Annotated in this window: 26 protein-coding genes; 17 read left to right on the top strand and 9 right to left on the bottom strand. The window is 71.4% G+C overall.

Annotated features, from left to right (window positions below; genetic code table 11):
- Nucleotides 1–238: 238 nt before the first annotated feature.
- Nucleotides 239–892, bottom strand: coding sequence for an FMN-dependent NADH-azoreductase (locus ACZ4RZ_RS33695; RefSeq protein ID WP_467750445.1), 654 nt, complete (start codon nt 890–892; stop codon nt 239–241).
- 102 nt (nt 893–994) lie between these two features.
- On the opposite strand from ACZ4RZ_RS33695, the gene ACZ4RZ_RS33690 reads away from it, so the two are divergent.
- From ACZ4RZ_RS33690 to ACZ4RZ_RS33670, 5 genes are all read left to right on the top strand, one after another.
- Nucleotides 995–1,366, top strand: a complete 372-nt coding sequence (locus ACZ4RZ_RS33690; protein WP_467750443.1) for a winged helix-turn-helix transcriptional regulator — start codon at nt 995–997, stop codon at nt 1,364–1,366.
- 179 nt (nt 1,367–1,545) lie between these two features.
- Nucleotides 1,546–2,982 (top strand): DUF2252 domain-containing protein, encoded by a 1,437-nt coding sequence (locus ACZ4RZ_RS33685; RefSeq protein WP_467750442.1) that lies wholly within the window; start codon nt 1,546–1,548, stop codon nt 2,980–2,982.
- A gap of 69 nt (nt 2,983–3,051) precedes the next feature.
- Nucleotides 3,052–3,564 (top strand): hypothetical protein, encoded by a 513-nt coding sequence (locus ACZ4RZ_RS33680; RefSeq protein WP_467750440.1) that lies wholly within the window; start codon nt 3,052–3,054, stop codon nt 3,562–3,564.
- 188 nt (nt 3,565–3,752) lie between these two features.
- On the top strand, nt 3,753–4,739 hold the full coding sequence (locus ACZ4RZ_RS33675) for a hypothetical protein (RefSeq protein ID WP_467750438.1): 987 nt from the start codon (nt 3,753–3,755) through the stop codon (nt 4,737–4,739).
- 95 nt (nt 4,740–4,834) lie between these two features.
- Nucleotides 4,835–5,164, top strand: a complete 330-nt coding sequence (locus tag ACZ4RZ_RS33670) for a rhodanese-like domain-containing protein (protein WP_467750463.1) — start codon at nt 4,835–4,837, stop codon at nt 5,162–5,164.
- Between the two features lie 353 nt (nt 5,165–5,517).
- Here ACZ4RZ_RS33670 and ACZ4RZ_RS33665 read toward each other — a convergent pair whose 3' ends face one another.
- The 6 genes from ACZ4RZ_RS33665 to paaA all read right to left on the bottom strand — a co-directional run bounded on the left by ACZ4RZ_RS33665 (nt 5,518) and on the right by paaA (nt 10,535).
- Nucleotides 5,518–6,660, bottom strand: a complete 1,143-nt coding sequence (locus ACZ4RZ_RS33665; RefSeq protein WP_467750436.1) for an acyl-CoA dehydrogenase family protein — start codon at nt 6,658–6,660, stop codon at nt 5,518–5,520.
- Between the two features lie 219 nt (nt 6,661–6,879).
- Nucleotides 6,880–7,944: a 2Fe-2S iron-sulfur cluster-binding protein gene (locus tag ACZ4RZ_RS33660; RefSeq protein WP_467750434.1), complete on the bottom strand. Its 1,065-nt coding sequence runs from the start codon at nt 7,942–7,944 to the stop codon at nt 6,880–6,882.
- Nucleotides 7,944–8,477, bottom strand: coding sequence for a 1,2-phenylacetyl-CoA epoxidase subunit PaaD (gene paaD / locus ACZ4RZ_RS33655; RefSeq protein WP_467750432.1), 534 nt, complete (start codon nt 8,475–8,477; stop codon nt 7,944–7,946). The genes ACZ4RZ_RS33660 and paaD overlap by 1 nt, the downstream gene beginning before the upstream one ends.
- Nucleotides 8,471–9,190, bottom strand: a complete 720-nt coding sequence (gene paaC, locus ACZ4RZ_RS33650) for a 1,2-phenylacetyl-CoA epoxidase subunit PaaC (protein WP_467750430.1) — start codon at nt 9,188–9,190, stop codon at nt 8,471–8,473. The genes paaD and paaC overlap by 7 nt, the downstream gene beginning before the upstream one ends.
- Nucleotides 9,187–9,474: a 1,2-phenylacetyl-CoA epoxidase subunit PaaB gene (paaB, locus tag ACZ4RZ_RS33645; protein ID WP_467750428.1), complete on the bottom strand. Its 288-nt coding sequence runs from the start codon at nt 9,472–9,474 to the stop codon at nt 9,187–9,189. The genes paaC and paaB overlap by 4 nt, the downstream gene beginning before the upstream one ends.
- Nucleotides 9,471–10,535 (bottom strand): 1,2-phenylacetyl-CoA epoxidase subunit PaaA, encoded by a 1,065-nt coding sequence (paaA, locus tag ACZ4RZ_RS33640; protein ID WP_467750426.1) that lies wholly within the window; start codon nt 10,533–10,535, stop codon nt 9,471–9,473. The genes paaB and paaA overlap by 4 nt, the downstream gene beginning before the upstream one ends.
- A 417-nt stretch (nt 10,536–10,952) precedes the next feature.
- Here paaA and ACZ4RZ_RS33635 point away from each other — a divergent pair, with 417 nt between their 5' ends.
- Genes ACZ4RZ_RS33635 through ACZ4RZ_RS33625 form a run of 3 tightly spaced genes read left to right on the top strand, consistent with a single transcriptional unit; the run spans nt 10,953 to nt 13,812 of the window.
- Nucleotides 10,953–11,729 carry a DUF5819 family protein gene (locus ACZ4RZ_RS33635; RefSeq protein ID WP_467750424.1) on the top strand — a complete coding sequence of 259 codons (777 nt, stop codon included), beginning with the start codon at nt 10,953–10,955 and terminating at the stop codon, nt 11,727–11,729.
- Entirely contained in the window at nt 11,726–12,946 is a 1,221-nt protein-coding gene (locus tag ACZ4RZ_RS33630; RefSeq protein WP_467750422.1) for an HTTM domain-containing protein, read from the top strand. Before ACZ4RZ_RS33635 ends, ACZ4RZ_RS33630 begins: the two co-directional genes overlap by 4 nt.
- Complete coding sequence (locus tag ACZ4RZ_RS33625; protein WP_467750420.1) at nt 12,943–13,812, top strand: TrmH family RNA methyltransferase; 870 nt, start codon at nt 12,943–12,945, stop codon at nt 13,810–13,812. Before ACZ4RZ_RS33630 ends, ACZ4RZ_RS33625 begins: the two co-directional genes overlap by 4 nt.
- A gap of 3 nt (nt 13,813–13,815) precedes the next feature.
- Here ACZ4RZ_RS33625 and paaN read toward each other — a convergent pair whose 3' ends face one another.
- Nucleotides 13,816–15,507, bottom strand: a complete 1,692-nt coding sequence (gene paaN / locus ACZ4RZ_RS33620; protein WP_467750418.1) for a phenylacetic acid degradation protein PaaN — start codon at nt 15,505–15,507, stop codon at nt 13,816–13,818.
- 148 nt (nt 15,508–15,655) lie between these two features.
- Here paaN and ACZ4RZ_RS33615 point away from each other — a divergent pair, with 148 nt between their 5' ends.
- Nucleotides 15,656–17,170, top strand: coding sequence for a 3-hydroxyacyl-CoA dehydrogenase (locus ACZ4RZ_RS33615; RefSeq protein WP_467750416.1), 1,515 nt, complete (start codon nt 15,656–15,658; stop codon nt 17,168–17,170).
- Nucleotides 17,167–17,757, top strand: a complete 591-nt coding sequence (locus ACZ4RZ_RS33610; RefSeq protein WP_467750414.1) for a TetR/AcrR family transcriptional regulator — start codon at nt 17,167–17,169, stop codon at nt 17,755–17,757. The genes ACZ4RZ_RS33615 and ACZ4RZ_RS33610 overlap by 4 nt, the downstream gene beginning before the upstream one ends.
- Nucleotides 17,758–17,760: 3 nt before the next feature.
- Here the strand turns inward: ACZ4RZ_RS33610 and ACZ4RZ_RS33605 are convergent, their stop codons facing one another.
- Nucleotides 17,761–18,246: an Lrp/AsnC family transcriptional regulator gene (locus tag ACZ4RZ_RS33605; protein ID WP_467750461.1), complete on the bottom strand. Its 486-nt coding sequence runs from the start codon at nt 18,244–18,246 to the stop codon at nt 17,761–17,763.
- A gap of 189 nt (nt 18,247–18,435) precedes the next feature.
- On the opposite strand from ACZ4RZ_RS33605, the gene pdhA reads away from it, so the two are divergent.
- The 7 genes from pdhA to ACZ4RZ_RS33570 all read left to right on the top strand — a co-directional run bounded on the left by pdhA (nt 18,436) and on the right by ACZ4RZ_RS33570 (nt 26,810).
- Nucleotides 18,436–19,596, top strand: coding sequence for a pyruvate dehydrogenase (acetyl-transferring) E1 component subunit alpha (gene pdhA / locus ACZ4RZ_RS33600; protein WP_467750412.1), 1,161 nt, complete (start codon nt 18,436–18,438; stop codon nt 19,594–19,596).
- Nucleotides 19,593–20,597: an alpha-ketoacid dehydrogenase subunit beta gene (locus ACZ4RZ_RS33595; RefSeq protein WP_467750410.1), complete on the top strand. Its 1,005-nt coding sequence runs from the start codon at nt 19,593–19,595 to the stop codon at nt 20,595–20,597. Before pdhA ends, ACZ4RZ_RS33595 begins: the two co-directional genes overlap by 4 nt.
- Nucleotides 20,597–22,069, top strand: coding sequence for a dihydrolipoamide acetyltransferase family protein (locus ACZ4RZ_RS33590; RefSeq protein WP_467750408.1), 1,473 nt, complete (start codon nt 20,597–20,599; stop codon nt 22,067–22,069). The genes ACZ4RZ_RS33595 and ACZ4RZ_RS33590 overlap by 1 nt, the downstream gene beginning before the upstream one ends.
- 74 nt (nt 22,070–22,143) lie before the next feature.
- Nucleotides 22,144–23,187 carry an NTP transferase domain-containing protein gene (locus ACZ4RZ_RS33585; RefSeq protein ID WP_467750406.1) on the top strand — a complete coding sequence of 348 codons (1,044 nt, stop codon included), beginning with the start codon at nt 22,144–22,146 and terminating at the stop codon, nt 23,185–23,187.
- The gene (locus tag ACZ4RZ_RS33580; protein WP_467750404.1) at nt 23,184–24,554 is read left to right on the top strand and encodes a molybdopterin molybdotransferase MoeA; all 1,371 of its coding nucleotides are present in this window, start codon (nt 23,184–23,186) and stop codon (nt 24,552–24,554) included. Before ACZ4RZ_RS33585 ends, ACZ4RZ_RS33580 begins: the two co-directional genes overlap by 4 nt.
- A 102-nt stretch (nt 24,555–24,656) precedes the next feature.
- Complete coding sequence (locus ACZ4RZ_RS33575) at nt 24,657–25,754, top strand: potassium channel family protein (RefSeq protein WP_467750402.1); 1,098 nt, start codon at nt 24,657–24,659, stop codon at nt 25,752–25,754.
- A gap of 75 nt (nt 25,755–25,829) precedes the next feature.
- Nucleotides 25,830–26,810 (top strand): NAD(P)H-quinone oxidoreductase, encoded by a 981-nt coding sequence (locus tag ACZ4RZ_RS33570; RefSeq protein WP_467750400.1) that lies wholly within the window; start codon nt 25,830–25,832, stop codon nt 26,808–26,810.
- Nucleotides 26,811–26,857 lie beyond the last annotated feature (47 nt).

Here is a 26,857-nt window from a genome sequence, read left to right as displayed (position 1 = left end):
ATTCCTGGAAGGCTTCCCGGAGGGCTTCGGACTTGTCGAAGACACCACCTGACGTCACGGGAACTTCGGGTTGACAAGCCCGATTGGGAATCGGTTCCCCACAGCGACAGCCAGCTGAAAGCCCCGCAGGTCTTCGGACCTGCGGGGCTTTTGCGTGGTCCGACGGGTGCGCCGTGTGATCATCCGGGGTGAGGACAATCACACGGCGCGGGTGGGGTGGTGACGGGCCCCTGAGGGATTACGCGGCGAGGCGCTCCGCGAGCTCCTTGGCCTTGGCGGCCGCGTCGTCGAGGGCCTTGCCGCGGGAGGCCTCGAAGAGGGGGACCAGCTCGGCCATCGCCGGGTTGTGCGGAGCCATCGTGAGCTCCGGGACGATGAAGTCGAGGTCCAGGGCGAGCATGTCGCGCAGGACGGCCTCCAGGTAGTTCTGCACGTACTCGTAGCCCTCGCGCGGGGTGCCCGGCGCGTAGGAGCCGCCGCGGCTGGCGACCACGGTGACCGGGGTGCCCTTCGCCTTCGACTCCTCGTTCATGGCGGTACGGCCGATGAGGACCACGTTGTCCAGCCACGCCTTGAGGGTCGACGGGATCGCGAAGTTGTACATGGGCGCGCCGATCAGGATCGCGTCCGCCCGCTCCAGCTCCTCGATGAGCCGCACGCGCTCGGCGAAGGCAGCCGCCTGCTCGGGGGTGTGGGTGTCCGGGGCGGCGAAACCGGCGGTGTGGGCGTCGGCGGTGATGTGCGGCACGGGGTTCGCGGCGAGATCGCGGTAGATCACCGTGCCCTCGGGGTGCTGCTCCTCCCAGGTCTTGCGGAAGGCGTCCGTCACCGCGCGGGAGGCGGAGGCGGAGCCAGGGAACACGGACGAGTCGATGTGAAGGAGGGTGGCCATGGGGTACTCCAAGCAAGAGGGCTTCTGTTTCGTACTCGACTATAGATAACACAGCTACTTACTTTTTTTCATCCCCATACGAGGACGCAGTACTCTGAACCCATGGCGGAACTGGGGAGCCACGAAGTGGGGCCGTGTCAGCAGGTCGACGACGGCATGACGCGCGTCTTCCAACTGCTCGGAAAACGCTGGACGGGCCTGGTCGTGGCCGTTCTGCTGCAACGTCCTGTCCATTTCGCCGAGTTGCGCAGGTCGATCCCCGGCATCAGCGAACGGATGCTCTCGGACCGGCTCACCGAACTCGGCGCGGCCGGACTGGTCGTGCGTGAGGTCGACGAAGGGCCACCGCTGCGGGTCTCGTACCGGTTGACGGTGGCGGGAGCGGCACTGGAGCCCGCGCTCAAGGAGCTCGGGTCCTGGGCGGAGAGGTACCTGCCGGAGAGCGCCCCGTGCCCGGGGGAGCTCCGGAAGTAGCCCGGTGCTTCTGTGGCTGAGTGGCCCGGTGCTTCCGTGCCTGAGCAGTCCGGTCAGTCTCCTCGCTGAGCAGTCCGGACTTCTGTGGCTGTGGAGTTGTCCACAGGGTCTGACGCGTTTCGACTACCGGCTGTACGGTCAGCACGAGTTGATGTTCGTGCACGGGGGAGGCGGTCGGAATGACCGAGCTCGGGACAGCGGTTCCGGCGCAGCACGCGCCCAGGGCTTTCGGGGTACGGGAATTCGCGGTGCGCGGATTTGCCGCACGGCCCGTGCAGGGCTCGCCGAAAGAAGAGGGGAAGGCCCTGCGTGGGCAGGTGCCGCGCGGCGTGCACGCCGAGCTGACGGTGGACGCCGGCCGGCCGGACGCCGTGACCGCGGTCGAGGAGTCCAACCGCGGCCGGATTCCCGGGCTCACGCCGATACGGGTCGGCAGGATGGCGGCCACCCCCTTCGCCTTCCTGCGCGGTTCGGCGGGCCTCATGGCGTACGACCTCGCCCGCACCCCCGTGACCGGCATCGGTGCCCAGATATGCGGTGACGCGCACGCGGCGAACTTCGGTCTGTACGGGGACGCGCGCGGCGGCCTCGTCATCGACCTGAACGACTTCGACGAGACGGTGCACGGCCCCTGGGAGTGGGACCTCAAGCGGCTCGCCACCTCGCTCGTCCTCGCGGGCCGGGAGGCCGGGGCGGACGAGGACACCTGCCGGGCCGCCGCGCACGACGCCGTGGGCGCGTACCGCCGCACCATGCGCCTGCTGGCCAAGCTGCCGGTGCTGGACGCGTGGAACGCGATCGCCGACGAGGAGCTCGTCTCGCACACCGACGCCCACGATCTGCTCGGCACGTTGGAGCGGGTCTCGGAGAAGGCGCGGGCCAACACCAGCGGCCGGTTCGCCGCCAAGTCGACGGAGCCGGTGGAGGGCGGCGGCCGACGCTTCGTGGACGCGTCGCCGGTGCTGCGCCGGATACCCGACGCGGAGGCGGCCGCGGTCGCCGCGTCTCTGGAGCACTATCTGACGACGCTCTCGGAGGACCGTCTCCCGCTCCTCGCCCGGTACGCGGTGCACGACGTCGCCTTCCGCGTCGTCGGTACCGGCAGCGTGGGCACCCGCTCGTACGTCGTGCTGCTCCTGGACCACCGCGGCGAAGCGCTCGTGCTCCAGGTGAAGGAGGCCCGTGCCTCGGCGCTGCTCCCGCACCTGGCGACCGCCGGGCACCCGATACCCGACGTGTCGCACGAGGGCCGCCGTGTGGTCCTCGGCCAGAAGCGCATGCAGGTCGTCAGCGACATCCTGCTCGGCTGGACCACGGTCGAGGGCCGCCCCTTCCAGGTACGCCAGTTCCGCAACCGCAAGGGCAGCGTCGACCCCGCCGCCCTCGCCGCCGACCAGGTGGACGACTACGCCCGCATGACCGGCGCCCTCCTCGCCCGCGCCCACGCCCACAGCGCCGACCCACGCCTCATCGCCGGGTACTGCGGAAAGAACGAGGAGCTCGACGAGGCCGTCGCCTCGTTCGCCGTGGCGTACGCGGACCGGACAGAGGCGGACCATGCGGAGTTGGTGGCGGCGGTGCGGGACGGGCGGATCGCGGCTGAGCTGGGGGTTTGAGGTCAGTGGAGCGTGGCGTCGCGGGACATCGCGACGAGCGCGCCGGCTCGGCGACAGTAGGTTGATCCGATGGGCCTTTTCGACAAATTGACCGGCACGAAGCGCCCCGGCAGTGGTGTCGCACCGCGTTCCACCGAGGAAGTCCGGGCGGTGCTGCTCGGGCTCAACCAGCCGGACGTGCCCTATGTCATCCGGAACGGCAGCCCGGAGGGTGCCGACTTGGTGGCGGAGTGGCGGGTCTCGGAACCGGCCTGGCGGGACTTCTTCGCTCGGGCCCAGGTGCGCCGGGTCCTTCAAGTCCGGATGCGTCTGGTCCCGGCGGACCACGAGATACGTGCCCTCGACCGGCAGTGGGAGGTCACATGGGTTGGGGGCAGGCCCGGGCTTGCGCTGTCGGCCGAGCACTCCCGTGGGCAGGTGAAGACGGTTTCCCGGCAGTGGACGGTCGGGCGGGGGGCCGGGGGCGGACTTGAGGCGACGGAGACGTTCCGTTTCGACAGCTCGGCGCTGAAGGATCCCCTGCGGGACGCGGTTGTCGGGGCGGGATGGACATGGCGCGGAGTGGTGTCCGGCAGGCTGTGATCGGCCGGTGGGGTGCGGGGCCTGGTGTCGGCGGGGCAGCGGGCTTGGCGTCGGTGGGGTGCGGGGCCTGGTGTCGGCGGGGCAGCGGGCTTGGCGTCGGTGGGGTGCGGGGTTTGGCGTCGGCGGGCCACGGCTTTGGCGAAGGACTCCGCGGCTACCGCCGCCTGCCCGTGGCCTACGCTGGTCGGGTGACGACGCCGGAAGCCGAGCAGAGCCAGTCCGAGCCCACCGATGACGGGGTGCGGGAGCAGTCCGGTGCCGTGGAGGGCGGTGCGGACGAGTCCGCCCGATCCGACCTGGCGGGGTCGTCGCGGGAGGCTCCCGACGGCGAGACGTTCCCGGAGGCGGCGCCCGAGGCGGAGACGCCCCAGCCCGCGGACACCGAGGGTGCTGCGCGGCCCGAGGAGCGCTTGGAGCGGGCCGTGCGGGCGGCCGAGCAGGCGTTGATCGAGTTCGAGATCGCCGTGGAGACCTTCCGGGTCGAGGTCGAGAACTTCTCGCGGCTGCACCACCAGAAGCTCGGACCGATGTACTCCCGGCTCGACGAGCTGGACGCCCAGATCGCCGAGGCGCGGGCCGCACGTACCGGCGACCCGGAGGACGTACGCAAGGCGCACGAGGCGCGGGCCCGGGTCATGCCCATGCCCGGCGTCGAGGAGCTGTTCAACGGCTGGATGGACTCGGAAGGCCTGTTCCCGGAGGCCGTGGCGATGCTCACCGACCAGCCCGTACGGCCCCCGCAGCGGGTGCGCCCCAGCGAGGAGGCCCGCAAGCTCTTCCGCGAGCTGGTCCGTAAAGCCCACCCCGACCTGGCGCAGGACGAGGACGAGCGCAAGCGGCGCGACGAGTTCATCGCCCGGGTGAACGCGGCGTACGGCAGGGGCGACGAGGCGCTGCTGCGGGAGCTCTCCGAGGAGTGGGCCGCGGGTCCCGCGCCCGAGGAGTGGAAGCCGAGCCGCAGCGAGGAGCTCTACGCCCGCCTCGAATGGCTCGCCCAGCGCAAGGAAATGCTCACGTTCGTCGCCCACGAACTGGAGGAGAGCGCCATCGGCGCCATGCTGAAGCTGGCCCCGGACGACCCGGACCGCCTCCTGGAGGAGATCGCGGAACAGCTGCTGGCCCAGGTCGACGAGCGCGAGGCGGAGCTGGCTCAGCTGAAGGCGCAGGCTCCCTGAGGTCTCCGAGCTCCTGAAGGGCAGCGGACGGTCGACAGGGGAACTGGCTGTCGGCGTGGTCAGGTAGCGTCGGAGACATGAGTTTCGGAACTGGTGTGCCCACGGTCGAGGTCGGGAGTCTCGCGGACAGCGACTTCCTGCTGGACGTCCGGGAGGACGACGAGTGGGAGGCAGGTCATGCCGAGGGGGCGCTGCACATCCCCATCAGTGAGTTCGTCGCCCGATACGGCGAGCTGACCGAGGCGGCCCCGCAGGACGGTCGGGTCCATGTGATCTGCCGCTCCGGTGGCCGTTCGGCCCAGGTCACGCAGTACCTGGTTCAGCAGGGCATCGACGCCGTGAATGTCGACGGCGGCATGCAGGTCTGGGCAGCCGTCGGCCGCCCGGTCGTGGACGACAAGGGTCAGCCGGGCTTCGTGCTGTAGTCCCTGGTGACCGGGGGTGCCGGCCAGCGGCGGCGGTGAATCGTGAGCCCGCGCGGTGGCGCGGGCTCGGCGCCGCTAGCCGGCGATCTGCTCAGACAGTGTGGCGCCCGGGTGGGGTGCCGTGGTGTGGTGCTCAGCCCGGCGGGTGCGGCGTGCGGCTGGGGTGCTGTGGCGCGGTGCTCAGGCCGGCGGGTGCGGTGTGCGGCTGGGGCGCTGTGGTGTGGTGCTCGGCCTGGCGGGTGCGGTGTGCGGCTGGGGCGCTGTGGTGTGGTGCTCAGGCCGGCGGGTGCGGTGTGCGGCGGGTGCGCTGACGCGCGGTGCCTTGCCCGGCGGATGCACCGTCGCTCCGGCCTTCACCCCAGCGGATGCGCCGCCAGCAGATCGCCCAGCGTCTCCTCGTGCGCCGCCGCCGGTCCGAGCGAGAGCTCCAGCTGCTTGGCCCAGGCGTGGTACCGGTGCAGCGGATAGTCGGTGTCGGCGCCGAACCCCCCGTGCAGGTGCTGCGCGGTCTGCACGACTCGCCGTACCCCTTCCGAGGCCCAGATCTTGGCGACGGCCACGTCCCCGGAGGCCGGCAGCGCACCCCCGGCCCCCGTACTGATTCGCCACGCGGCCTGCCACAGCGTCGCCTCCATGGCACGCAGGTCGATATAGCGGTCGGCGGCCTGCACGGCGACCGCCTGGAACGTGGCGACCGGGAACCCGAACTGCTCGCGCTTGCTGGTGTACTCACTGGTCATTCCGAGGACGCCCTCCCCGAGCCCGAGCGCCAGTGCACACGTCCCGGTGGCCAGCAGCTCGCGCAGCCACTCCCACGCCCCCTCCGCGTCGATGACGTCCCGGGCGGAGATCCGCGCGGACTCTAGACGCACTTCGCCAAGCCGCTCACCGGTGGTGGAGATCTGCTCGGCGAGTACCACCCCTTCGTGGACGCGGCGGACGAGGGCGAGGACCGCCCGGTCGGTGTCCGTGTGCGCGGGTACGACGATGTAGTCGGCGTTGTGCGCCCAGGCAACCGCCGTCTGCACTCCGTCCAGCACCCACACGTCACCGTCCCGGCCGTCCTGCCGTGCGGTCACGGCGAGCTCGGCCGGGTCGTGGCCGGTGCGGCCGTTGGCGGCGACGGTCAGCACGAGCTCGCCCCGGCCCGCCCGGGCCAGCAGCTCCGCCTTCAACTCCGCACCGCCGTATGTCTGCACGGCCACCGCCGCCGCACTGTTCTCCAGCAGCGGCACCCGCGCCAGCACCTTCGCCGACTCGCGCAGCACCAGGCACAGGGCGACCGCGTCAAGGCCCGCCCCGCCGTACTCCGCGTCGAGCAGCAGGCTCAGCAGGTCCGCGTCGGCGAGCTTCGCCCACAGCGCCCGGTCGAAGTCCTCGGCGACGGCGCCCGCGGTGAGAGCGGGGCTGGGCACCCCGTCCGGCGCGACCCCGCCGAACACCGCCTTCGCCGCCTCGACCGCCGCCTGCTGCTCCTCGGTGAAGGTGAAGTCCACGGTCCTGTCCTCCCACGCGCCGGCCAACCGACCGGAGTTCCGGATCGCCGGACTCCTGATCTGACGGACCGTCAAGATAGAACAGGTTCTACGAGAAGGGAACGGTCGGCCTCGACCTACCGGCGGCCAGACCGAGCTGCCGGCCAGAGCGTGCCGTCGGGCAGAGCGTGCCGCCGGGCGAAGCGTGCCGTCGGCCAGAGCGAGCCGGCCGGTCACGCCCTACCGGTCGAAGTCCAACTCCACTGTCTCCGTGGCCGGATGCGACTGACAGGCCAGTACGTACCCCGCCTCCGTCTCTTCAGGCTCCAGCGCGAAGTTGCGGTCCATCCGCACCTCGCCCGAGACCAGGAAGGCGCGGCAGGTCCCGCATACCCCTCCCTTGCAGGCGTAGGGCGCGTCCGGCCGGTTGCGCAGGACCGCCTCCAGGAGCGACTCGCCGTCGTGGACGGGCCACGTCCCGCCGCGGCCGTCGAGCCGGGCGGTCACCGTGCTGTGCGCGGGGGACGACACACGGGGAGCCGTCGCGGCCCCCTCGTCCACATGGAATATCTCCTCGTGGACACGCGCCCGCGCCACGCCGAGTCCGCGCAGCGCACGCTCCGCCCCCTGCACCAGACCGAACGGCCCGCACAGGAACCACCCCGCCACCCGGTCCACGGGCAGCAGCGCCGGAAGCAGCTCGGTGAGCCGCTCCTGGTTGAGCCGCCCGGACGGCAGCCCCGCCTGCTGCTCCTCCCGGGAGAGCACCGTCACCAGCTGGAACCGCTCGGGAAAACGGTCCTTGAGGTCGGCGACCTCCTCCAGGAACATCGTCGAGGCCGAGGTCCGGTCGCTGCGTATGAGGCAGAACCTCGCCTCGGGCTCGCGCGCCAGCAGTGTCGAGACGATCGACAGCACCGGGGTGATCCCGCTGCCGCCCACCACGGCGGCGTACAGCCCGGCCGCGGGTTCGAGCGTGAAGCGTCCCGCCGGCGTCATCACCTCCACCTCGTCGCCGACGGCGATCTCCTTGAGCGCGTACGTCGAGAACGCGCCGCCGTCGACCAGACGAACCCCGACCTGCAGCGTTCGCGGACCCTCGTCGGCGGGGGCGGGCGCCGGTGAGCAGATCGAGTACGTACGGCGGATCTCCGTGCCGTCGACCGTGCGGCGCAGCGCGAGGTGCTGGCCGGGCGCGTGCCGGTAGTCCTCGCGCAGGGCGGGCGGCACCGCGAAGGTCAGGGACGCCGAGTCGTCGGTGAGCCGGTCGACCGCGACCACCGGGAGCGGGTGGAACCGGGCCATCACAACTCCTTGAAGTGGTCGAACGGTTCGCGGCAGGACACGCAGCGGCGCAGTGCCTTGCACGCGGTGGACGAGAAGCGGCTGAGCAGCTCGGTATCGGCGGATCCGCAGAGCGGACAGCGCACCGGCTCCAGCTCCGGCTCGGCGGTCACCGTCCGAGTGGGTCCCAGCGCGACGGTCACCGGCCCCGTCGAGCGCCCGCCGCGCGGCGGTGCTATCCCGAACTCCCGCAGCTTGCGGCGGCCTTCGTCCGAGATGTCGTCCGTCGACCAGGCCGGGCTGAGCACCGTACGGACCGAGACCTCCCGTACACCGTGCTTGTGCAGCACCCGCTCGATGTCCACCGACATGGCCTCGATGGCCGGGCAGCCGGTGTACGTCGGGGTCAGCTCTACCTCGACCGAGTCCGCGCCCAGGACATGTACGGCGCGCAGTACGCCGAGCTCCTCCAGGGTGAGCACGGGCAGCTCGGGGTCCGGAACCGACCCGGCCAGCCTGCGCAGCTCCTCCTCGAGAGCGGTGGTCGTCACCATGACGCCCCCGGATGACTGCGGTGCAGATGCTGCATCTCGGCGAGCATCCGCCCGAAGGGTTCGGTGTGCAGACCCTGGCGACCAGCGCCGGCCGTCCACGCCCCGGACTGCGGTCCCTCGGGGAGGGGCAGGGTGGCACGGCGCAGCACACTCCCCACGGAGTCCAGCCAGGCGGCCCGCATGCCGTCCCAGTCGATGTCCACGCCCTCGATCGGCTGGAACATCTCGCCCGTGAACCGCCACAGCGCCTCGCACGCCCGTCGCATCCGCTCATGGCTGACGTCGGTGCCGTCGCCGAGCCGCAGTGTCCACTGCTCGGCGTGGTCCTGGTGGTAGGCGACTTCCTTGACGGCCTTCGCGGCGAGCGGCGCGAAGTCGCCCTCTCCGGAGGCCAGTTGTGCGTACAGGAGCCGCTGGTAGGTGGAGAAGTACAGCTGGCGGGCGATCGTGTGGGCGAAGTCGCCGTTCGGCTGCTCGACGAGCTGGAGGTTGCGGAAGGCGCGCTCCTCGCGCAGATAGGCCAGCTCGTCCTCGTCACCGGCCATGGACAGCAGCACGCGGGCCTGGCCCAGCAGGTCCAGGGCAATGTTGGCCAGGGCGACTTCCTCTTCGAGGACGGGCGCGTGGCCCGCCCACTCCCCCAGCCGGTGCGAGAGCACCAGGGCGTCGTCGCCGAGGGCCAGGGCGGCCGCGGTGTTCACGGTGGTCGTCACAGGTGCTTCACCCCTTCCGGGATCTCGTAGAACGTCGGGTGCCGGTAGGGCTTGTCCGCGGCCGGTTCGAAGAACGGGTCCTTCTCGTCGGGCGAGGAAGCCGTGATGGCGGCGGAGGGGATGACCCAGATCGAGACGCCCTCGCCGCGGCGGGTGTACAGATCGCGTGCGTTGCGCAGGGCCAGCTCGGCGTCCGGCGCGTGCAGGCTGCCGGCGTGGGTGTGCGAGAGGCCGCGGCGCGAGCGCACGAACACCTCCCACAGGGGCCAGTCGTTGGTCGTCATGCTCGCGCCTTCCCGTTCTCGCCGGCCGTGCCGCCGCTGTGTTCGTCCGCATGCCCGGAGGCGGGCTCCGCCCGGTCGGCCTGCTTGTCCGCGTACGCCGCGGCCGCCTCCCGGACCCACGCGCCCTCGTCGTGTGCGCGCTTGCGCTGCGTGATGCGCTGTTCGTTGCAGGGGCCGTTCCCCTTGAGGACCTCCCAGAACTCCGTCCAGTCGATCGCGCCGAAGTCGTGCTGCCCCCGCTCCTCGTTCCACACCAGGTCCGGGTCTGGAAGGGTCAGGTCCAGTGATTCGGCCTGGGGAACGCAGATGTCCACGAAGCGCTGGCGCAGCTCGTCGTTCGAATGGCGCTTGATCTTCCACGCCATCGACTGCGCCGAATGCGAGGACTCGTCGTCGGGCGGGCCGAACATCATCAGGGAGGGCCACCACCAGCGGTTCACCGCGTCCTGCGCCATCTCGTGCTGCTCGGGGGTGCCGCGGCTGAGGGCCAGCAGCAGCTCGTACCCCTGGCGCTGGTGGAAGGACTCCTCCTTGCAGACGCGGACCATCGCGCGCGCGTACGGCCCGTACGAGCAGCGGCACAGGGGGACCTGGTTGGTGATCGCGGCGCCGTCCACCAGCCAGCCGATGGCGCCGACGTCCGCCCAGGTCAGCGTCGGGTAGTTGAAGATCGACGAGTACTTCTGGCGGCCGGTGTGCAGCTTGTCGAGGAGCTCGTCGCGGCCGGTGCCGAGGGTCTCGGCCGCGCTGTACAGATACAGCCCGTGCCCGGCCTCGTCCTGGACCTTCGCCATCAGGATCGCCTTGCGGCGCAGGGAGGGCGCGCGCGTGATCCAGTTGGCCTCGGGCTGCATGCCGATGATCTCGGAGTGGGCGTGCTGCGCGATCTGCCGGACCAGGGTGGAGCGGTAGGCGTCGGGCATCCAGTCCCGGGGCTCGATGCGCTCGTCGGCCGCCACCGCAGCATCGAAGACGGCCTCGTACGCCGCGGTGCGCGCCGCTTCGTCCGCAGGTCCGTCCGCTTGTACGCGGGCCGTGTGGTGCGCTGCTGCTGTCGCCATGCGGTCCCCCTCGACCTCTCACTCCCGACCGACCGATCGTTCGGTCCGCTCGAGTCCATGGTCGGTCGAGCGCCGTAAGGTGTCAACCGCTGTGGATAACCTCATGGGCACCGGTGTGGCCACTGTGTCCCATGGGGCTGTGCCGGGTGGCACGGTCTGAGTACGGTGCCCGTGCGAACGTCGCGGTGCGGTGCGGCGTGACGGTACGGTGCCCGCGGCCCGGCGGCCGGCAGCGCATTCGGGATCGTGAATCGGGGCGGAATGGACGCGTACGACGAGAGCGCGAGGACCGGGCCTGGGACGGACGGTGCCACGCCGGACGCTTCCATGCCTGACGGGCCTGTGCCTGAAGCGTCTGAGCGTGATGGGTCTGCGCGTGACGGGGCCGTGCGTGACAGTTCGGTGCCTGACAGTTCGGTGACCGAGCTCCCTACATCCAGGGCCGCCACGTCGGGGGCCGCCGCGTCCGAGCCCCCCGCGTCCCAGGCACCCTCCAGCCAACAGACGGAGCCCGTCGTCGAACCCCCCGCCCCCACCGGCATAGCCGCCCTCCCCCTTCGCTCCCAGGTCGCCGCCGCCCTCGCCCTGGCGGTCGTCGCGGTCGTCGCCTGTGTGCACCTCGGCATGGTGTTCCTGCACGTCGCGCCCTCGAACACGGTCACCAAGCAGCACGGCCGGGCGATCGACGAATGGATCTATCCCGAGTTCGAGCAGAACTGGAAACTCTTCGCCCCCAACCCGCTGCAGCAGGACATCGCGATCCAGGTCCGCGCCCTGGTCCGCACCTCGGACGGCACCAGCCGCGAGACCGGCTGGTACGACCTGTCCGCGCTCGACGGCCAGGCCATAGACGGCAATCTGCTGCCGAGCCACACCCAGCAGAACGAACTCCGCCGCGCCTGGGATTTTTACGCCAGTACGCACGACGGCCAGAACCGCCCCGCGGGCCTGCGCGGCGACCTCTCCGAACGCTATCTGCGCCGGATCGCCGTACTGCGCCTCGACCGAGAGCACGCGGGCGGCGCGGGCGCCGTCGTCGAACGCGTCCAGGTCCGCTCCCGCACCACCAATGTTCCGCCCCCCAAGTGGAGCGAGGAGAAGGTGTCCGACAAGCCCATCGTCCGCGAGCTGCCCTGGTGGTCCGTGCCCGACAGCGACCGCAAGGACGGGCTGACGGAGGCGAGCGCCCGATGAGCCGATTCGCCCTGTCGGTCTCGCGCGGCATCACCCGAGTCACCGAGAGCGCCCTCGGCCCGTACCAGAGCGCCGTGATCCGCATCGGCTTCGCCGCCACCTGGCTGCTGTTCCTGCTGCGCGAGTACCCGCACCGCCAGGAGATGTACGGGCCCGACGGACCGTGGAGCTGGGACCTCGCCCAGCAGCTCATCGCGGCCAATCACTCGTTCACGGCCCTGATGTGGTCGGACAGCCAGGTGTGGTTCGAGATCGTCTACGCCCTCGCTGTCCTCTCCAGCGTCCTGCTGCTCGTGGGTTGGCGGACCCGCACGATGTCCGTGCTCTTCATGGTGGGCGTGCTCTCCCTGCAGAACCGCAGCATCTTCATGGGGGACGGCGGCGACAACGTCATCCACCTGATGGCGATCTACCTCGTGTTCACGCGCTGCGGCCAGGTGTGGTCGCTGGACGCACGGCGGGCACGGCTCGCGCGGGAGGCACGCGCGCGTGGCGAGCGGACGGGGCCCGACCGTGTCGGGCCGGCCCTGTGGGGTGTGCTCGGTCTGGCGCTGGCCGGGGTGACGTTTACCGGGCGGGCCGGCCCCGGCTGGCTGGTGTTCTTCTGGGGACTGTGGGCGGTGCAGGCCCTGTGGTGGGTCGTAGGCCGCCGCGCCCGCACCGCGGAGCCACGGGTCCTGTTGGACGTCTTCGCCAACCTCGTGCACAACGGGGCGCTGCTCGTGATCATGGCCGAGGCGTGTCTGATCTACGCGACCGCCGGCTGGTACAAGATCCAGGGCTCGCGCTGGCAGGACGGCACCGCCGTCTACTACCCCCTCCACCTGGACTACTTCTCGCCCTGGCCCGCGCTGTCCGACCTGATGTCCGCGCACGGCACGATCGTGATGATGGTGACGTACGGGACGGTCGCCGCGCAGGTCGCCTTCCCCTTCACCCTGTTCAACCGGCGGGTCAAGAACGTCCTGCTGGCGGCCATGATGACCGAGCACGCCGTGATCGCCGTGGTCCTCGGACTGCCCTTCTTCTCGCTCGCGATGATCGCCGCCGACGCGGTGTTCCTGCCGACGTCCTTCCTGCGTGGCCTCGGCCGACGGGCGGCACGCGCGCGTGGAGGGCTGTTCGCGGTCCGCGGCCGCACGGTGCCGCGGCCGCGCGAGCAGCGGGATCGCATCCCGCAGCAGTCCGAGGACACCCACGTAGGCTTCACGGCATGAACGAGACGGACGCCCGTACGCCGGACGAGGGCATCGGCGCCGGTGCGCCGGACGACAAGAGCGACGCCCCTGCCCCGGACGACGAGCGCGCTGCCGGTACTCCGGACGTCTCGGACGGCGCGCATGCCGGACGCGCCTGGCGACGCCTCGCCGACGGCGCCGTCCTGCTCGACGGCTTCCACGCGCTCAAGCACGCGGTGCGCTTCCAGGCGCGTATCCCGGTGGCCGTCACGACCGACCGGCGGGCGGCGCTGGCGCTGGCCGACGAGCTGGCCCCCGACGTACGCGAGGCCGTCGACGCGCTGCTGGTGGAGGTCCCGGAGGCGACGTTCGCGTCTCTCGTGGCACGCCCGCACCCCACCGCCATGGCGGCTCTCGCCGTACGCCCGTCCAGGGCGGCCAATCTGGAAACGCTGGCCCGCACGCCGCGCACCACGCCCGTCGTCGTCCTCGACAACCCCCGCAACCTGGGCAACGCCGGCGCCGTGATCCGGCTCGCGGCCGGCTTCGGCGCGACCGGTGTGGTCACCACGGGCACGCTCGACCCCTGGCACCCCACGGTCGTGCGCGGTGGGGCCGGCCTGCACTTCGCGACCGCCGTGGAGCGGCTGTCGGTGGACGAGCTGCCGCCGGGCCCGGTGTTCGCCCTCGATCCGGAGGGTGAGGACATCCGAGGGCTGAAGCTTCCCGACGACGCCGTGCTCGCCTTCGGCTCCGAGCGCAGCGGTCTGTCCCCCGAACTCCGGGCCCGCGCCGATCACTTGGTGTCGCTGCCGATGCGCCCCCAGGTCTCCAGCTACAACCTCGCGACCAGTGTGGCCATGACGCTGTTCCACTGGAGCGCGACCGGGGGCGCATCGGCGTAACGCCTATGCCTCCCGGCGTACTTCGACCACCCGGAAGCGGTTGGCGACGAACGCTCCGTCGCACAGCGCGGCGTTGGCGGCCGGGTTGCCGCCCGAGCCGTGGAAGTCCGAGAAGGCCGCCGTCTGGTTGACGTACACCCCGCCCGTGAGGTTCAGGGAGAGCTGGGCGCACTCCTCCAGGCAGGCCTCCTGCACGGCCTGCTCGACCTCCTCGTCGGTGGTGTACGCCCCGACCGTCATCGCGCCCTTGTCCCTGATGGTGCGGCGCAGCAGCTCCACGGCGTCCGCGGCCGAGTCGACCGCGACGGCGAAGGAGACGGGCCCGAAGCACTCGCTCATGTAGGCCGATTCGTCGTCCGGCTTGGCGCCGTCGAGCTTCACGATCAGCGGCGTACGGACGACCGCGTGCGGGAATTCCGGGTTGCTGATCTCCCGTGAGGGGAGGGCGACTTCGCCGAGACCGGTGGCGGCCTCCAGACGGGCCTTCACGTCCGGGTTCACGATGGCGCCGAGCAGCGCGTTGGCCCGGGCGTCGTCGCCGAGGAGGCCGCCGACCGACTTCGCGAGGTCGGCCACCACCTCGTCGTACGACTTGGGGCCCTCCTCCGTGCGGATGCCGTCGCGGGGGATCAGCAGGTTCTGCGGGGTCGTGCACATCTGGCCGCTGTACAGGGACAGGGAGAAGGCCAGGTTGGACAGCATCCCCTTGTAGTCGCTGGTCGACTCCACGATCACCGTGTTGACGCCGGCCTTCTCCGTGTAGACCTGCGCCTGGCGGGCGTTGGTCTCCAGCCAGTCGCCGAACGCCGTCGAGCCCGTGTAGTCGATGATCCGGATCTCGGGCCGCACCGCCAGGGTCTTGGCGATGCCCTCTCCGGGGCCCTCGGCGGCCAGCGCCACCAGGTTCGGGTCGAAGCCCGCTTCGGCGAGCACTTCGCGCGCGACCTGGACGGTGAGCGCGAGCGGGAGCACCGCGCGCGGGTGGGGCTTCACCAGCACCGCGTTGCCGGTGGCGAGGGAGGCGAACAGGCCCGGGTAGCCGTTCCACGTCGGGAAGGTGTTGCAGCCGATCACCAGCGCGATGCCGCGCGGGACGGGCGTGAACTGCTTGGTCAGCGCGAGCGGGTCGCGCTTGCCCTGGGGCTTGGTCCACTCGGCGTTGTCCGGGGTGCGGACCTGCTCCACGTACGCGTACGCCACCGCCTCCAGGCCGCGGTCCTGCGCGTGCGGGCCGCCCGCCTGGAACGCCATCATGAAGGCCTGGCCGCTGGTGTGCATGACCGCGTGCGCGAACTCGTGCGTGCGGTCGCTGATGCGCTTGAGGATCTCCAGACAGACCACGGCGCGGATCTCCGCGCCGGCGTCGCGCCACGCGCGCCGGCCCGCGCGCATGGCGGGCAGCAGCACGTCGAGGTCCGCGTGCGGGTACGTGACGTCCAGATCGATTCCGTACGGCGACTTCTCGCCGCCCACCCAGTCGTCCGTGCCGGGCTGGCCGAGGTCGAGGCGGGTGCCCAGGAGGGCGTCGAAGGCGGCCTTGCCTTCCGCCATGCCCAGGCTGCCGTTCTCGCCGTACGCCTTGGGGTGCTCGGGGTGCGGGGACCAGTACGCGCGTGTGCGGATCGATTCCAGCGCCTGGTCGAGAGTGGGCCGGTGCTGGGCGATCAGCTGGTGCGCGGACAGTTCGGCGGCCATGCGGGACCATCTCCTCGTCTCAAGAGCTCTTCGCTGAACTCATGACCTGGGCAGAAACAGCCGGACAGAGTTAGAGTAACCGAACGATCGGTCGGGACAAGGGGGTCCGCCGCATCTGTGGAAAACCCCGTGCGGGAGGATCGCGCACATGACAGCAATCGACCTCAGCAGCCCCGTGGCCGTCGTCGGCACCGGCACCATGGGCCAGGGCATCGCCCAGGTCGCGCTGGTAGCAGGCCATCCCGTGCGGCTCTACGACGCCGTTCCCGGGCGGGCCGACGCGGCGGCCGAAGCGATCGGCGCCCGCCTCGACCGGCTCGTCGAGAAGGACCGGCTCACCGGCGCCGACCGGGACTCAGCCCGCGCCAGGCTCCAGCCGGCCGGGAGCCTAACCGACCTCGCGGACTGCCTGCTCGTCGTCGAGGCGGTGCTCGAACAACTCGACGTGAAGCAGCAACTGTTCCGCGATCTCGAGGACATCGTCGAGGACGACTGTCTGCTCGCCACCAACACCTCCTCCCTGTCCGTCACGGCCATCGGTGGCGCCCTGCGCAACCCCGGCCGTCTGGTCGGACTGCACTTCTTCAACCCCGCGCCCCTGCTGCCCCTCGTGGAGGTCGTCTCCGGGTATGCGAGCGACTTCTCGTCGGCCACGCGCGCGTACGAGACGGCCCGCGCCTGGGGGAAGACCCCGGTCGCCTGCGCCGACACCCCCGGCTTCATCGTCAACCGCATCGCGCGGCCCTTCTACGCCGAGGCCTTCGCGGTGTACGAGGCCCAGGCCGCCGACCCGGCCACCATCGACGCGATCCTGCGTGAATCCGGCGGCTTCAGGATGGGCGCCTTCGAGCTGACCGACCTGATAGGCCAGGACGTCAACGAGTCCGTCACGCACTCCGTGTGGCAGTCCTTCTTCCAGGACGTGCGCTTCACGCCCTCGCTCGCCCAGCGGCGGCTCGTCGAGTCCGGCCGGCTCGGCCGCAAGACGGGACACGGCTGGTACGACTACGCGGACGACGCCGAGCGCTCCGAACCGCACACCGCGGAGAAGGCGCAGGCGCCCGCGTATGTCGTCGCCGAGGGCGATCTGGGCCCGGCCTCCGAACTGCTCGCCCTGATCCGCGAGGCGGGCATCCAGGTTCGCGAGGACGAGGAGGACCACGGAACCCGCCTGGTGCTGCCCAGCGGGGGCCAGCTGGTCCTCGCCGACGGTCAGACCTCGGTGGAGTTCCGTGACGTCGTCTACTTCGACCTGGCGCTCGACTACCGCAAGGCGACCCGGATCGCCCTTTCAGCCTCCCAGGACACCGCTCCCCAGACGCTTTCCGAGGCCGTCGGACTCTTCCAGTCGCTCGGCAAGGACGTCAGCGTCATCGGGGACGTCCCCGGCATGATCGTCGCCCGGACCGTGGCCCGGATCGTCGACCTGGCGCACGACGCCGTCGCCAAGGGGGTGGCCACCGAGGAGGACATCGACACCGCGATGCGGCTCGGCGTCAACTACCCCCTGGGGCCCTTCGAATGGAGTCGCAGGCTCGGCAGGAGCTGGGCGTGCTCCGTCCTGGACGATCTGCACCAGCGAGACCCCTCCGGGCGCTACGCGCCGTCCCTCGCGCTCTACCGCCACGCGTACGCATCCGAGAAGCGGGAGGGCACCTCATGACCACCGCCAAGCGCGACACGTACACCCCGGAGACCCTGCTCTCCGTCGCCGTCCAGGTCTTCAACGAGCGCGGCTACGACGGCACCTCCATGGAGCATCTCTCCAAGGCGGCCGGCATCTCCAAGTCGTCGATATACCACCACGTCGCGGGCAAGGAGGAGCTGCTGCGCCGGGCCGTCAGCCGGGCCCTCGACGGCCTCTTCGGAATCCTCGGCGAGGAGCACGCGCGCGTGGGGCGTGCGGTGGAGCGCCTGGAGTACGTCGTACGGCGCATGGTCGAGGTGCTCACCTCCGAACTTCCGTATGTGACGCTGCTGCTGCGCGTGCGCGGCAACACGGACACCGAGCGCTGGGCCCTGGAGCGGCGCCGCGAGTTCGACCACCAGGTGGCCGAGCTCCTGAAGGCCGCGGCCGCCGACGGGGACGTTCGTGGCGACGTGGAGGTCCGGCTCGCGACCCGGCTGGTGTTCGGGATGATCAACTCGATCGTGGAGTGGTACCGGCCGGACGGGCGGGGCATGGGCGAGCAGGAAGTGGCCGACGCGGTGGTGCAGTTGGTCTTCGCGGGACTGCGCAGCGAGCGCTGAGACTCAGCCCTCCGGTTCCAGGTCCTCCTCCTCGAAGACCAGCAGTGTGCGCGTACTGAGCACCTCCGGGATGGCCTGCAGACGCGTGAGCACCAGTTCGCGCAGCGCCTTGTTGTCCGGCGTGTGCACCAGGAGCAGTACGTCGAAGTCGCCGCCCACCAGGGCGATGTGGGAGGCCCCCGGGAGCGCCCTCAGCTGCTCGCGCACCGTGCGCCAGGAGTTCTGCACGATCTTGAGGGTGATGTACGCCGAGGTGCCCTGCCCGGCGCGCTCGTGGTTGACGCGGGCCCCGAAGCCGCGGATCACGCCGTTTTCGATGAGACGGTTGATCCGCGCGTAGGCGTTGGCCCGCGACACATGGACACGTTCGGCCACGGAGCGTATCGAGGCGCGGCCGTCCGCCTGGAGCATTTGCAGGATGTCTTGATCAATGGCGTCGAGCGGACGGGCGGGCGGAACGGCGGGGCCGGCCTCCGGTGGCTCGGCCATTTGTTCAGGTGCCATGTCCCCCCGCCTCCCTACCATGGACGTACTGCGTCCATCTCAGGCTGTGCAGAACCGTTTGTCCACAGCCTGGCGGTGCCTGTAGCCAAAATGTGCCGACGACCGAACAATCGGTAGGTGAGGCGCCTCACACCCGTGGTGCGCCTGAAGCCGCTCCCACGAGGAGGTGCCGTCATGACGGTCATGGAGCAGCGAGGCGCTTACCGGCCCACGCCGCCGCCCGCCTGGCAGCCCCGCACGGACCCCGCGCCGCTGCTGCCCGACGCGCTGCCGTACCGCGTCCTCGGCACCGAGGCCGCCGCGCAGGTCGACCCGGGGCTGCTGCGCCGGCTGTACGCGGAACTGGTGCGTGGCCGCCGTTACAACACCCAGGCCACGGCCCTCACCAAGCAGGGCCGCCTCGCCGTCTATCCCTCCAGCACCGGCCAGGAGGCCTGCGAGGTCGCCGCCGCGCTGGTCCTGGAAGAACGTGACTGGCTCTTCCCCAGCTACCGCGACACCCTCGCGGCTGTCGCCCGCGGCCTCGACCCCGTCCAGGCGCTCACCCTCCTGCGCGGCGACTGGCACACCGGGTACGACCCCCGCGAGCACCGCATCGCGCCCTTGTGCACCCCCCTCGCGACCCAGCTCCCGCACGCCGTGGGCCTCGCGCACGCCGCCCGCCTCAAGGGCGACGACGTGGTCGCGCTCGCCCTGGTCGGCGACGGCGGCACCAGCGAGGGCGACTTCCACGAGGCACTGAACTTCGCCGCCGTCTGGCAGGCCCCGGTCGTCTTCCTCGTCCAGAACAACGGCTTCGCCATCTCCGTCCCGCTCGCCAAGCAGACCGCCGCCCCGTCGCTGGCCCACAAGGCCGTCGGCTACGGGATGCCGGGCCGGCTGGTGGACGGCAACGACGCGGCGGCGGTGCACCAGGTGCTCGGCGAGGCCATGGCCCACGCGCGCGCGGGAGGCGGTCCGACGCTCGTCGAGGCCGTCACCTACCGCATCGACGCCCACACCAACGCAGACGACGCGACCCGCTACCGCGGCGACGCCGAGGTGGAGACCTGGCGCGCGCACGACCCGATCGCGCTCCTGGAGCACGAGTTGACCGAGCGCGGCCTGCTCGACGACGAAGGCATCCGGGCCGCGCGCGAGGACGCCGAGACGATGGCCGCGGATCTGCGCGAGCGCATGAACCAGGACCCGGTGCTCGACCCCATGGATCTGTTCGCCCATGTGTATGCCCAGCCCACTACTCAACTGCTGGAGCAAGAGACCCAGTTGAGGGCCGAGCTCGACGCCGTGGCGGACGGTCCGCATCACCACGGGCCGGAAGGAGCCGGGCGATGACCACCGTTGCCCTCAAACCGGCGACCATGGCGCAGGCCCTCGGGCGGGCCCTGCGCGACTCCATGGCCGCCGACCCGACGGTCCACGTCATGGGCGAGGACGTCGGCCCCCTCGGCGGTGTCTTCCGAGTCACCGACGGGCTCGCCAAGGAGTTCGGCGAGGACCGCTGTACGGACACCCCGCTGGCCGAGGCGGGCATCCTCGGGACGGCCGTCGGCATGGCCATGTACGGCCTGAGGCCGGTCGTGGAGATGCAGTTCGACGCGTTCGCCTACCCCGCGTTCGAGCAGCTGATCAGCCATGTCGCGCGGATGCGCAACCGCACGCGGGGCGCCATGCCGCTCCCCATCACGATCCGCGTTCCGTACGGCGGCGGTATCGGCGGCGTCGAGCACCACAGCGACTCCTCCGAGGCGTACTACATGGCGACTCCGGGGCTCCATGTCGTCACGCCCGCGACGGTCGCCGACGCCTACGGGCTGCTGCGCGCCGCCATCGCGTCCGACGACCCGGTCGTCTTCCTGGAGCCCAAGCGGCTGTACTGGTCGAAGGATTCCTGGAACCCGGACGAGCCGCCGGCCGTTGAACCGATAGGCCGCGCGGTGGTGCGGCGCTCGGGCCGGAGCGCCACGCTCATCACGTACGGGCCGTCCGTGCCCGTCTGCCTCGAAGCCGCCGAGGCGGCGCGGGCCGAGGGCTGGGACCTCGAAGTCGTCGATCTGCGCTCGCTGGTGCCGTTCGACGACGAGACGGTGTCGGCCTCGGTGCGGCGGACCGGGCGCGCGGTCGTCGTGCACGAGTCGGGCGGGTTCGGCGGCCCGGGCGGGGAGATCGCGGCCCGCGTGACCGAGCGCTGCTTCCATCACCTGGAGGCGCCGGTGCTGCGCGTGGCCGGATTCGACATCCCGTATCCGCCGCCGATGCTGGAGCGGCACCATCTGCCCGGCGTCGACCGGATCCTGGACGCCGTGGGGCGTCTGCAGTGGGAGGCGGACAGCTGATGGCGCAGGTGTTGGAGTTCAAGCTCCCCGACCTCGGGGAGGGGCTCACCGAGGCGGAGATCGTCCGCTGGCTGGTGGAGGTCGGTGACGTCGTCGCCGTCGACCAGCCCGTCGTCGAGGTCGAGACCGCCAAGGCGATGGTCGAGGTCCCCTGCCCCTACGGCGGTGTGGTCACCGCCCGCTTCGGCGAGGAGGGCACGGAACTGCCCGTGGGGGCGCCGCTGTTGACCGTCGCCGTGGGCGCTCCGGCATCCTCCGTCGACGGTGACACGGGCGACGAGGGATCCGGCAATGTGCTGGTGGGGTACGGCACGGGGGCGCCTCCGGCACGGCGCAGGAGGGTGCGGCCGTCCGCCGGGGCGGTTCCGGTACGGCCGCCGGCGGGTCCGCCCGCGGGCGAGGAGCGCCGCACGGCCACCGCTCCCGCGGGGCGCGAGCCGGGGCAGACAGGGCAGCGCACCGACGCGCGCGGCGGCGGTCACAACAGCTCCGCGCGGTTGCATGCCGACGGTCCTGTCCCCGTCATCTCGCCGCTCGTGCGCCGGCTCGCCCGGGAGAACGGAGTGGATCTGCGGGAGTTGGAGGGCTCCGGGCCCGACGGTCTGATCCTGCGGGCGGACGTGGAGTACGCGTTGCGTGCGGCCGGTCAGGCGCGGACGCCCGCGCCTGCCACCGTGTCGGCGCCGGCCTCTGCTTCCGGGGAGTTCTTGCAGACCCCGGCCGCCGTCCGCGGCATGGGAGCGCCCGCCTCGCCCGGGCGCACCGGGGCGCCGTCTCCCGCGCACGGCATCCGCGTCCCCCTCCGGGGCGTCCGCGGCGCCGTCGCCGACAAGCTCTCCCGCAGCCGTCGCGAGATACCCGACGCGACCTGCTGGGTGGACGCGGACGCGACGGAGCTCATGCACGCGCGCGTGGCGATGAATTCCGCGGGCGGCCCGAAGATCTCCCTGCTGGCGCTGCTCGCCCGGATCTGCACCGCCGCGCTGGCGCGCTTCCCCGAGCTCAACTCGACCGTCGACATGGAGGCCCGTGAGGTCGTCCAGCTCGACCAGGTGCACCTCGGCTTCGCGGCGCAGACCGAGCGAGGGCTCGTCGTACCCGTCGTACGGGACGCGCACGCGCGCGACGCGGAGGGGCTGAGCGCGGAGTTCGCCCGGCTGACCGAGGCGGCGCGGACCGGGACGCTGACGCCCGCGGAACTCACGGGCGGCACCTTCACCTTGAACAACTACGGGGTGTTCGGCGTCGACGGCTCCACGCCGATCATCAACCACCCCGAGGCGGCCATGCTCGGCGTTGGCCGCATCGTCCCCAAGCCCTGGGTGCACGAGGGCGAGCTGGCAGTGCGGCAGGTCGTCCAGCTCTCGCTCACCTTCGACCACCGGGTGTGCGACGGCGGCACGGCGGGCGGCTTCCTGCGGTATGTGGCGGACTGTGTGGAACATCCGGCGGTGCTCCTGCGGACGCTGTAGCCCGCCGCGGCCATCCCCGTCCACATGCTGTGCACGGGGGTGGCAATGATCCTTCGGACGCCCATACTCGGGGGATGACCGCGTACGAGCCACTGGGTACGCCCGAGCCACGAGGTACGCCCGTGCCACCGGGTACGCCCGTGCCACCGGGCAGCCCCGTGCCACCGGGCACCCCCGGCGCCGATGTCCCGTACGACGCCGTCGTGCTCGCGGGCGGCGCCGCGCGGCGGCTGGGCGGCGCGGACAAGCCCGGCGTGCGCGTGGGCGGCCGGGCGCTGCTCGACCGGGTGCTGGCCGCCTGCGCCGATGCCGTCACCACAGTGGTCGTGGCCGAGCCCAGGGCGACCGCACGCCCTGTGGAGTGGGCCCGCGAGGACCCGCCCGGCGGAGGACCGCTGGCCGCGCTCGGCGCCGGGCTGCGGCACACCGGCGCGGAGTACGTCGTCGTGCTCTCGGCCGATCTTCCGTTCCTGGACGAGGGGACGGTACGGCGCCTGCTGACCCCCCTTCTCGAGCGCCGTCCCCCGCAGGAGCCGGCGAAGCCGGACGGCGTGCTGCTCACCGACCCCGACGGCCGGGATCAGCCCCTCGTGGCCGCGTACCGCGCGGAGGCACTGCGCCGCGAGCTGGCCGTGCTCGCCGCCACCCACGGCGAACTCACCGGGCTGCCGCTGCGGCGGCTCACCGCCGCGCTCGACCTCACCCGCATCTCCGACCCCGTCGCGTCCTTCGACTGCGACACCTGGGACGACATCGCAGCCGCCCGGGCACGTATCAGGGAGCATGGGCACGTGTTGGATGAATGGATTTCCGCAGTCAAGGGCGAGCTGGGCCTCGACCTGGACGTCGACACCGGCGTCCTGCTCGACCTGGCGCGCGACGCCGCACACGGGGTGGCCCGGCCTGCCGCGCCGCTGACCACGTTCCTCGTGGGGTACGCGGCCGCGCGGGCCGGCGGAGGCCCGGAAGCCGTGGCCGAGGCCGCCCGCAAGGCCGCGGCGCTGGCGCTCCGCTGGGCCGACGAGGACGCCTCCGCCGCCAAGCCGGACCCCGGAGACGCCTCCGTCGCCGAGCCGGACACCGGGAGCACCCGCCAGGCCAAGCCGGACGCAGGATGACGCCCGCTCGCTCGACCCCGGACAGCCAGGACGCCGACGACCTCGACGTCGAGGAGGCACTCGCCCTGGTCAAGGAAGACGGCGCGCCCGCCCCTCAGGGCCGTTCGGTGCCCTCGCCCGCCCCCGGAGCCGAGCAGTCCGGACGACGGTCCGCGCACGCCCATCACAAGGCCACCCCCTGGCCCGAGGCCCGCGTCGTCGCCGAGCGAGCCGCCCGGTCCGTGCCCCGTCGGGCCCCCGTCTCCGTACCCCTCGACGCCTCCCTCGGCCTCGTCCTCGCCGCCCCCCTCACCGCGCTCACGGACCTCCCTTCCTTCGACACCTCCGCGATGGACGGCTGGGCGGTCGCGGGACCCGGGCCCTGGGAGGTACGGGAGAACGGCGTGCTCGCCGGGCACGCGGAGCCGGAGGCGCTCACCGACGGCGAGGCCGTGCGCATCGCCACCGGGGCGAGAATCCCGACGGACGTCACCGCCGTACTGCGCAGTGAGCACGGACGGATCGACGACAAGGGGCGGCTGCACGCGACCCGGGATGTCGTGCATGGGCAGGACATCCGCCCGCGCGGCCAGGAGTGCCGCAGCGGCGATCAGCTGTTGCCGGTCGGCGTGCTGGTCACGCCCGCCGTGCTGGGCCTCGCCGCTGCCGCCGGGTACGACACGCTCACCGCCGTCCCCCGTCCGCGCGTCGAAGTCCTCGTGCTCGGCGACGAGTTGCTCACCGAGGGCCTGCCCCAGGAGGGGCTCATCCGGGACGCGCTCGGCCCGATGCTGCCGCCGTGGCTGCGCGCGCTCGGCGCCGAGGTCGTCGCGGTGCGCAGGCTCGGCGACGACGCCAAGGCGCTGCACAAGGCCATCACCGGGTCGGACGCCGACCTGATCGTCACCACCGGCGGTACCGCCGCGGGTCCCGTCGACCATGTCCACCCCACTTTGCGCCGCATCGGCGCCGAATTCCTCGTGGACGGCGTCAAGGTGCGCCCCGGGCACCCGATGCTCCTGGCCCGCACGAAGGAGAACCAGCACCTCGTCGGTCTGCCCGGCAACCCGCTGGCCGCCGTTTCCGGCCTGCTCACGCTCGCCGAGCCCCTGCTGCGCACCCTCGCCGGACGCACGGCCCCGGAGCCGTACACGCTGCCCCTCCAGGACGGCGTGCACGGGCACCCGCACGACACCCGACTCGTTCCTGTTGCGCTGCGCGCCGAGCGGGCCATGCCGTTGCACTACAACGGTCCGGCGATGCTGCGAGGCATCGCGGCGTCCGACGCCCTCGTGGTCGTACCGCCGGGCGGCGCACGGGCCGGTCAGGAGCTGGAACTTCTCGACCTGCCCTGGGCCACCACCGGGATCGACGCCTGCTTCACATGAGCGCGGGCAGGCCGCGATTGACATGAATGCAAACGGGGGTGCGGTTCACATGAATCCAATCGGGGTTGCGTTTCACATGAATCCGGACGGGGTGTGTTTCACGTGAAACTTCCGGGCCATGACGCGATCGCCCGCCAAGCGGACGAACATCTCGTGACCCATCGGGTGAAACTCCCGAGGAGGGTCGTGGAACGCCCGATTCGCCAGGTCCTCAAGCGGCTGGCGATGGCGTTGCTGGTGCTTCTTGCCACCGCGCTCATCGTCTGGGCCGACAGCGATGGCTACAACGACAACTCGGACGGCGCGGTCGGCATGCTCGACTCCTTCTACTACGCGACCGTCACCCTCTCCACCACCGGATACGGCGACATCACCCCAGTCAGCGACGCCGCCCGGCTCACCAACATCTTCGTCATCACGCCGCTGCGTGTGCTGTTTCTGATCATCCTGGTCGGCACCACGCTCGAGGTCCTCACGGAACGCACCCGGGAGGAGTGGCGGCAGAACCGCTGGAGGGCGGCCTTGAGGGATCACACCGTCGTTGTCGGCTTCGGGACCAAGGGCCGGTCGGCCATCGCGACCGTCTGCGCGACCGGGCTGAAGAGGGAGCAGGTCGTGGTCGTCGACCCCAGCTCCAAAGTGGTCGACGCGGCAACGGCCGACGGATATGCGGGGGTCGTCGGGGACGCGACGCGCAGCGATGTGCTGATTCGGGCGGAGGTCCGCAAGGCCCGGCAGATCATCATCGCCACGCAGCGGGACGACACCGCCGTGCTGGTCACACTGACCGCCCGCCAGCTCAACCGTGCGGCGAAGATCGTCGCCGCCGTACGGGAGGAGGAGAACGCGCCGCTGCTCAAGCAGTCCGGTGCCGACGCCGTCATCACCAGCGCCAGCGCCGCCGGCCGACTGCTCGGACTCTCCGTGCTCAGCCCCGCCGCGGGCATGGTCATGGAGGACCTCATCCAGCAGGGCACCGGGCTCGACATCGTCGAACGGCCGGTCATAAAGTCCGAGGTCGGCAAGGGCGTACGCGAGACGGACGACCTGGTGGTCAGTGTCGTACGAGGACATCGGGTCCTCGGCTACGACGATCCGGCCGTCGGGACACTCCAGTTGACGGACCGCCTCATCACGATCGTGCGGGCGACACCGGGCACACAGGTGGCGCCCCACATGCGACCGCTTCCTCAGGATTAGGACAGGTCCTAGGGCACCAACCGCGCGAGGAGTCTCCCGACAACCCGGCCGGGGCCGAGGAGTAGCGTCCCCCTCATGTACGCGATCACGATTCCAGAACCTGGTGGGCCCGAGGCGCTGGTGTGGGACGAGGTCCCGGATCCGGTGCCCGCCGATGGCGAAGTGCTGGTCGAGGTGGTGGCCAGCGCCGTCAACCGCGCCGACCTGCTGCAGCGGCAGGGCCTCTACAACCCGCCGCCCGGCGCGTCCCCGTACCCCGGTCTCGAATGTTCGGGACGCATTGTCGAGATCGGTCCCGGGGTGTCGGGGTGGGCGGTCGGTGACGAGGTGTGCGCGCTGCTCGCGGGCGGTGGATATGCCGAGAAGGTCGCCGTTCCTGCCGGGCAGTTGCTGCCCGTACCGGCGGGCCTCGACGTCAAGCGGGCGGCCGCGCTGCCCGAGGTGACCTGCACCGTCTGGTCCAACGTCTTCATGGTGTCCCACCTGCGCCCGGGCGAGACCTTGCTCGTGCACGGCGGCTCCAGCGGTATCGGCACCATGGCGATCCAGCTGGCGAAGGCCGTCGGCGCGAAAGTCGCGGTCACGGCGGGCAGCAAGGAGAAGCTCGACTTCTGCGCCGGGCTGGGGGCGGACATCCTGATCAACTACCGTGAGCAGGACTTCGTCGAGGAGATCAAGCAGGCCACGGACGGCGCCGGCGCCGACGTCATCCTCGACAACATGGGCGCCAAGTACCTGGACCCGAATGTGCGCACCCTCGCCGTCAACGGACGGCTCGCGATCATCGGCATGCAGGGCGGAATCAAGGCCGACCTGAACATCGCCACCCTCCTCAACAAGCGTGCCGCCATCAGTGCGACCTCGCTGCGCGCCCGCCCGCTCGGCGAGAAGGCGGCGATCGTGGCGGCCGTACGCGAGCACGTGTGGCCGCTGATCGACTCCGGCCACGTACGCCCGATCATCGACCGCGAGCTGCCGATGAGCGACGCGGCGGCGGCGCACCGGGTCCTGGAGGAGAGCGGCCACATCGGCAAGGTGCTGCTCGTCGCTCCCTAGCGAGCGCGCTCCTGGCGAGCGCCCTCCTGTCGAGGGCGCGCTGCCCG

The organism is Streptomyces sp. NPDC027189, from assembly GCF_055566975.1.
The sequence above is the reverse complement of the archived record's forward strand: the minus strand, read 5'-3'. Positions and strand labels throughout refer to the sequence as shown.

Bases quoted from the DNA above. Each gene is read 5' to 3' on its own strand.
- ACZ4RZ_RS33690 (WP_467750443.1), top strand. From the start codon at position 995: ATGGCGGAACTGGGGAGCCACGAAGTGGGGCCGTGTCAGCAGGTCGAC.
- ACZ4RZ_RS33585 (WP_467750406.1), top strand. From the start codon at position 22,144: ATGACCGCGTACGAGCCACTGGGTACGCCCGAGCCACGAGGTACGCCC.
- ACZ4RZ_RS33625 (WP_467750420.1), top strand. From the start codon at position 12,943: ATGAACGAGACGGACGCCCGTACGCCGGACGAGGGCATCGGCGCCGGT.
- ACZ4RZ_RS33660 (WP_467750434.1), bottom strand. From the start codon at position 7,944: ATGGCCCGGTTCCACCCGCTCCCGGTGGTCGCGGTCGACCGGCTCACC.
- ACZ4RZ_RS33680 (WP_467750440.1), top strand. From the start codon at position 3,052: ATGGGCCTTTTCGACAAATTGACCGGCACGAAGCGCCCCGGCAGTGGT.
- ACZ4RZ_RS33630 (WP_467750422.1), top strand. From the start codon at position 11,726: ATGAGCCGATTCGCCCTGTCGGTCTCGCGCGGCATCACCCGAGTCACC.
- ACZ4RZ_RS33695 (WP_467750445.1), bottom strand. From the start codon at position 892: ATGGCCACCCTCCTTCACATCGACTCGTCCGTGTTCCCTGGCTCCGCC.
- ACZ4RZ_RS33580 (WP_467750404.1), top strand. From the start codon at position 23,184: ATGACGCCCGCTCGCTCGACCCCGGACAGCCAGGACGCCGACGACCTC.
- ACZ4RZ_RS33570 (WP_467750400.1), top strand. From the start codon at position 25,830: ATGTACGCGATCACGATTCCAGAACCTGGTGGGCCCGAGGCGCTGGTG.
- pdhA (WP_467750412.1), top strand. From the start codon at position 18,436: ATGACGGTCATGGAGCAGCGAGGCGCTTACCGGCCCACGCCGCCGCCC.
- paaB (WP_467750428.1), bottom strand. From the start codon at position 9,474: ATGACGACCAACGACTGGCCCCTGTGGGAGGTGTTCGTGCGCTCGCGC.
- paaD (WP_467750432.1), bottom strand. From the start codon at position 8,477: ATGGTGACGACCACCGCTCTCGAGGAGGAGCTGCGCAGGCTGGCCGGG.
- ACZ4RZ_RS33595 (WP_467750410.1), top strand. From the start codon at position 19,593: ATGACCACCGTTGCCCTCAAACCGGCGACCATGGCGCAGGCCCTCGGG.
- paaA (WP_467750426.1), bottom strand. From the start codon at position 10,535: ATGGCGACAGCAGCAGCGCACCACACGGCCCGCGTACAAGCGGACGGA.
- paaN (WP_467750418.1), bottom strand. From the start codon at position 15,507: ATGGCCGCCGAACTGTCCGCGCACCAGCTGATCGCCCAGCACCGGCCC.
- ACZ4RZ_RS33605 (WP_467750461.1), bottom strand. From the start codon at position 18,246: ATGGCCGAGCCACCGGAGGCCGGCCCCGCCGTTCCGCCCGCCCGTCCG.
- ACZ4RZ_RS33590 (WP_467750408.1), top strand. From the start codon at position 20,597: ATGGCGCAGGTGTTGGAGTTCAAGCTCCCCGACCTCGGGGAGGGGCTC.
- ACZ4RZ_RS33615 (WP_467750416.1), top strand. From the start codon at position 15,656: ATGACAGCAATCGACCTCAGCAGCCCCGTGGCCGTCGTCGGCACCGGC.
- ACZ4RZ_RS33685 (WP_467750442.1), top strand. From the start codon at position 1,546: ATGACCGAGCTCGGGACAGCGGTTCCGGCGCAGCACGCGCCCAGGGCT.
- ACZ4RZ_RS33610 (WP_467750414.1), top strand. From the start codon at position 17,167: ATGACCACCGCCAAGCGCGACACGTACACCCCGGAGACCCTGCTCTCC.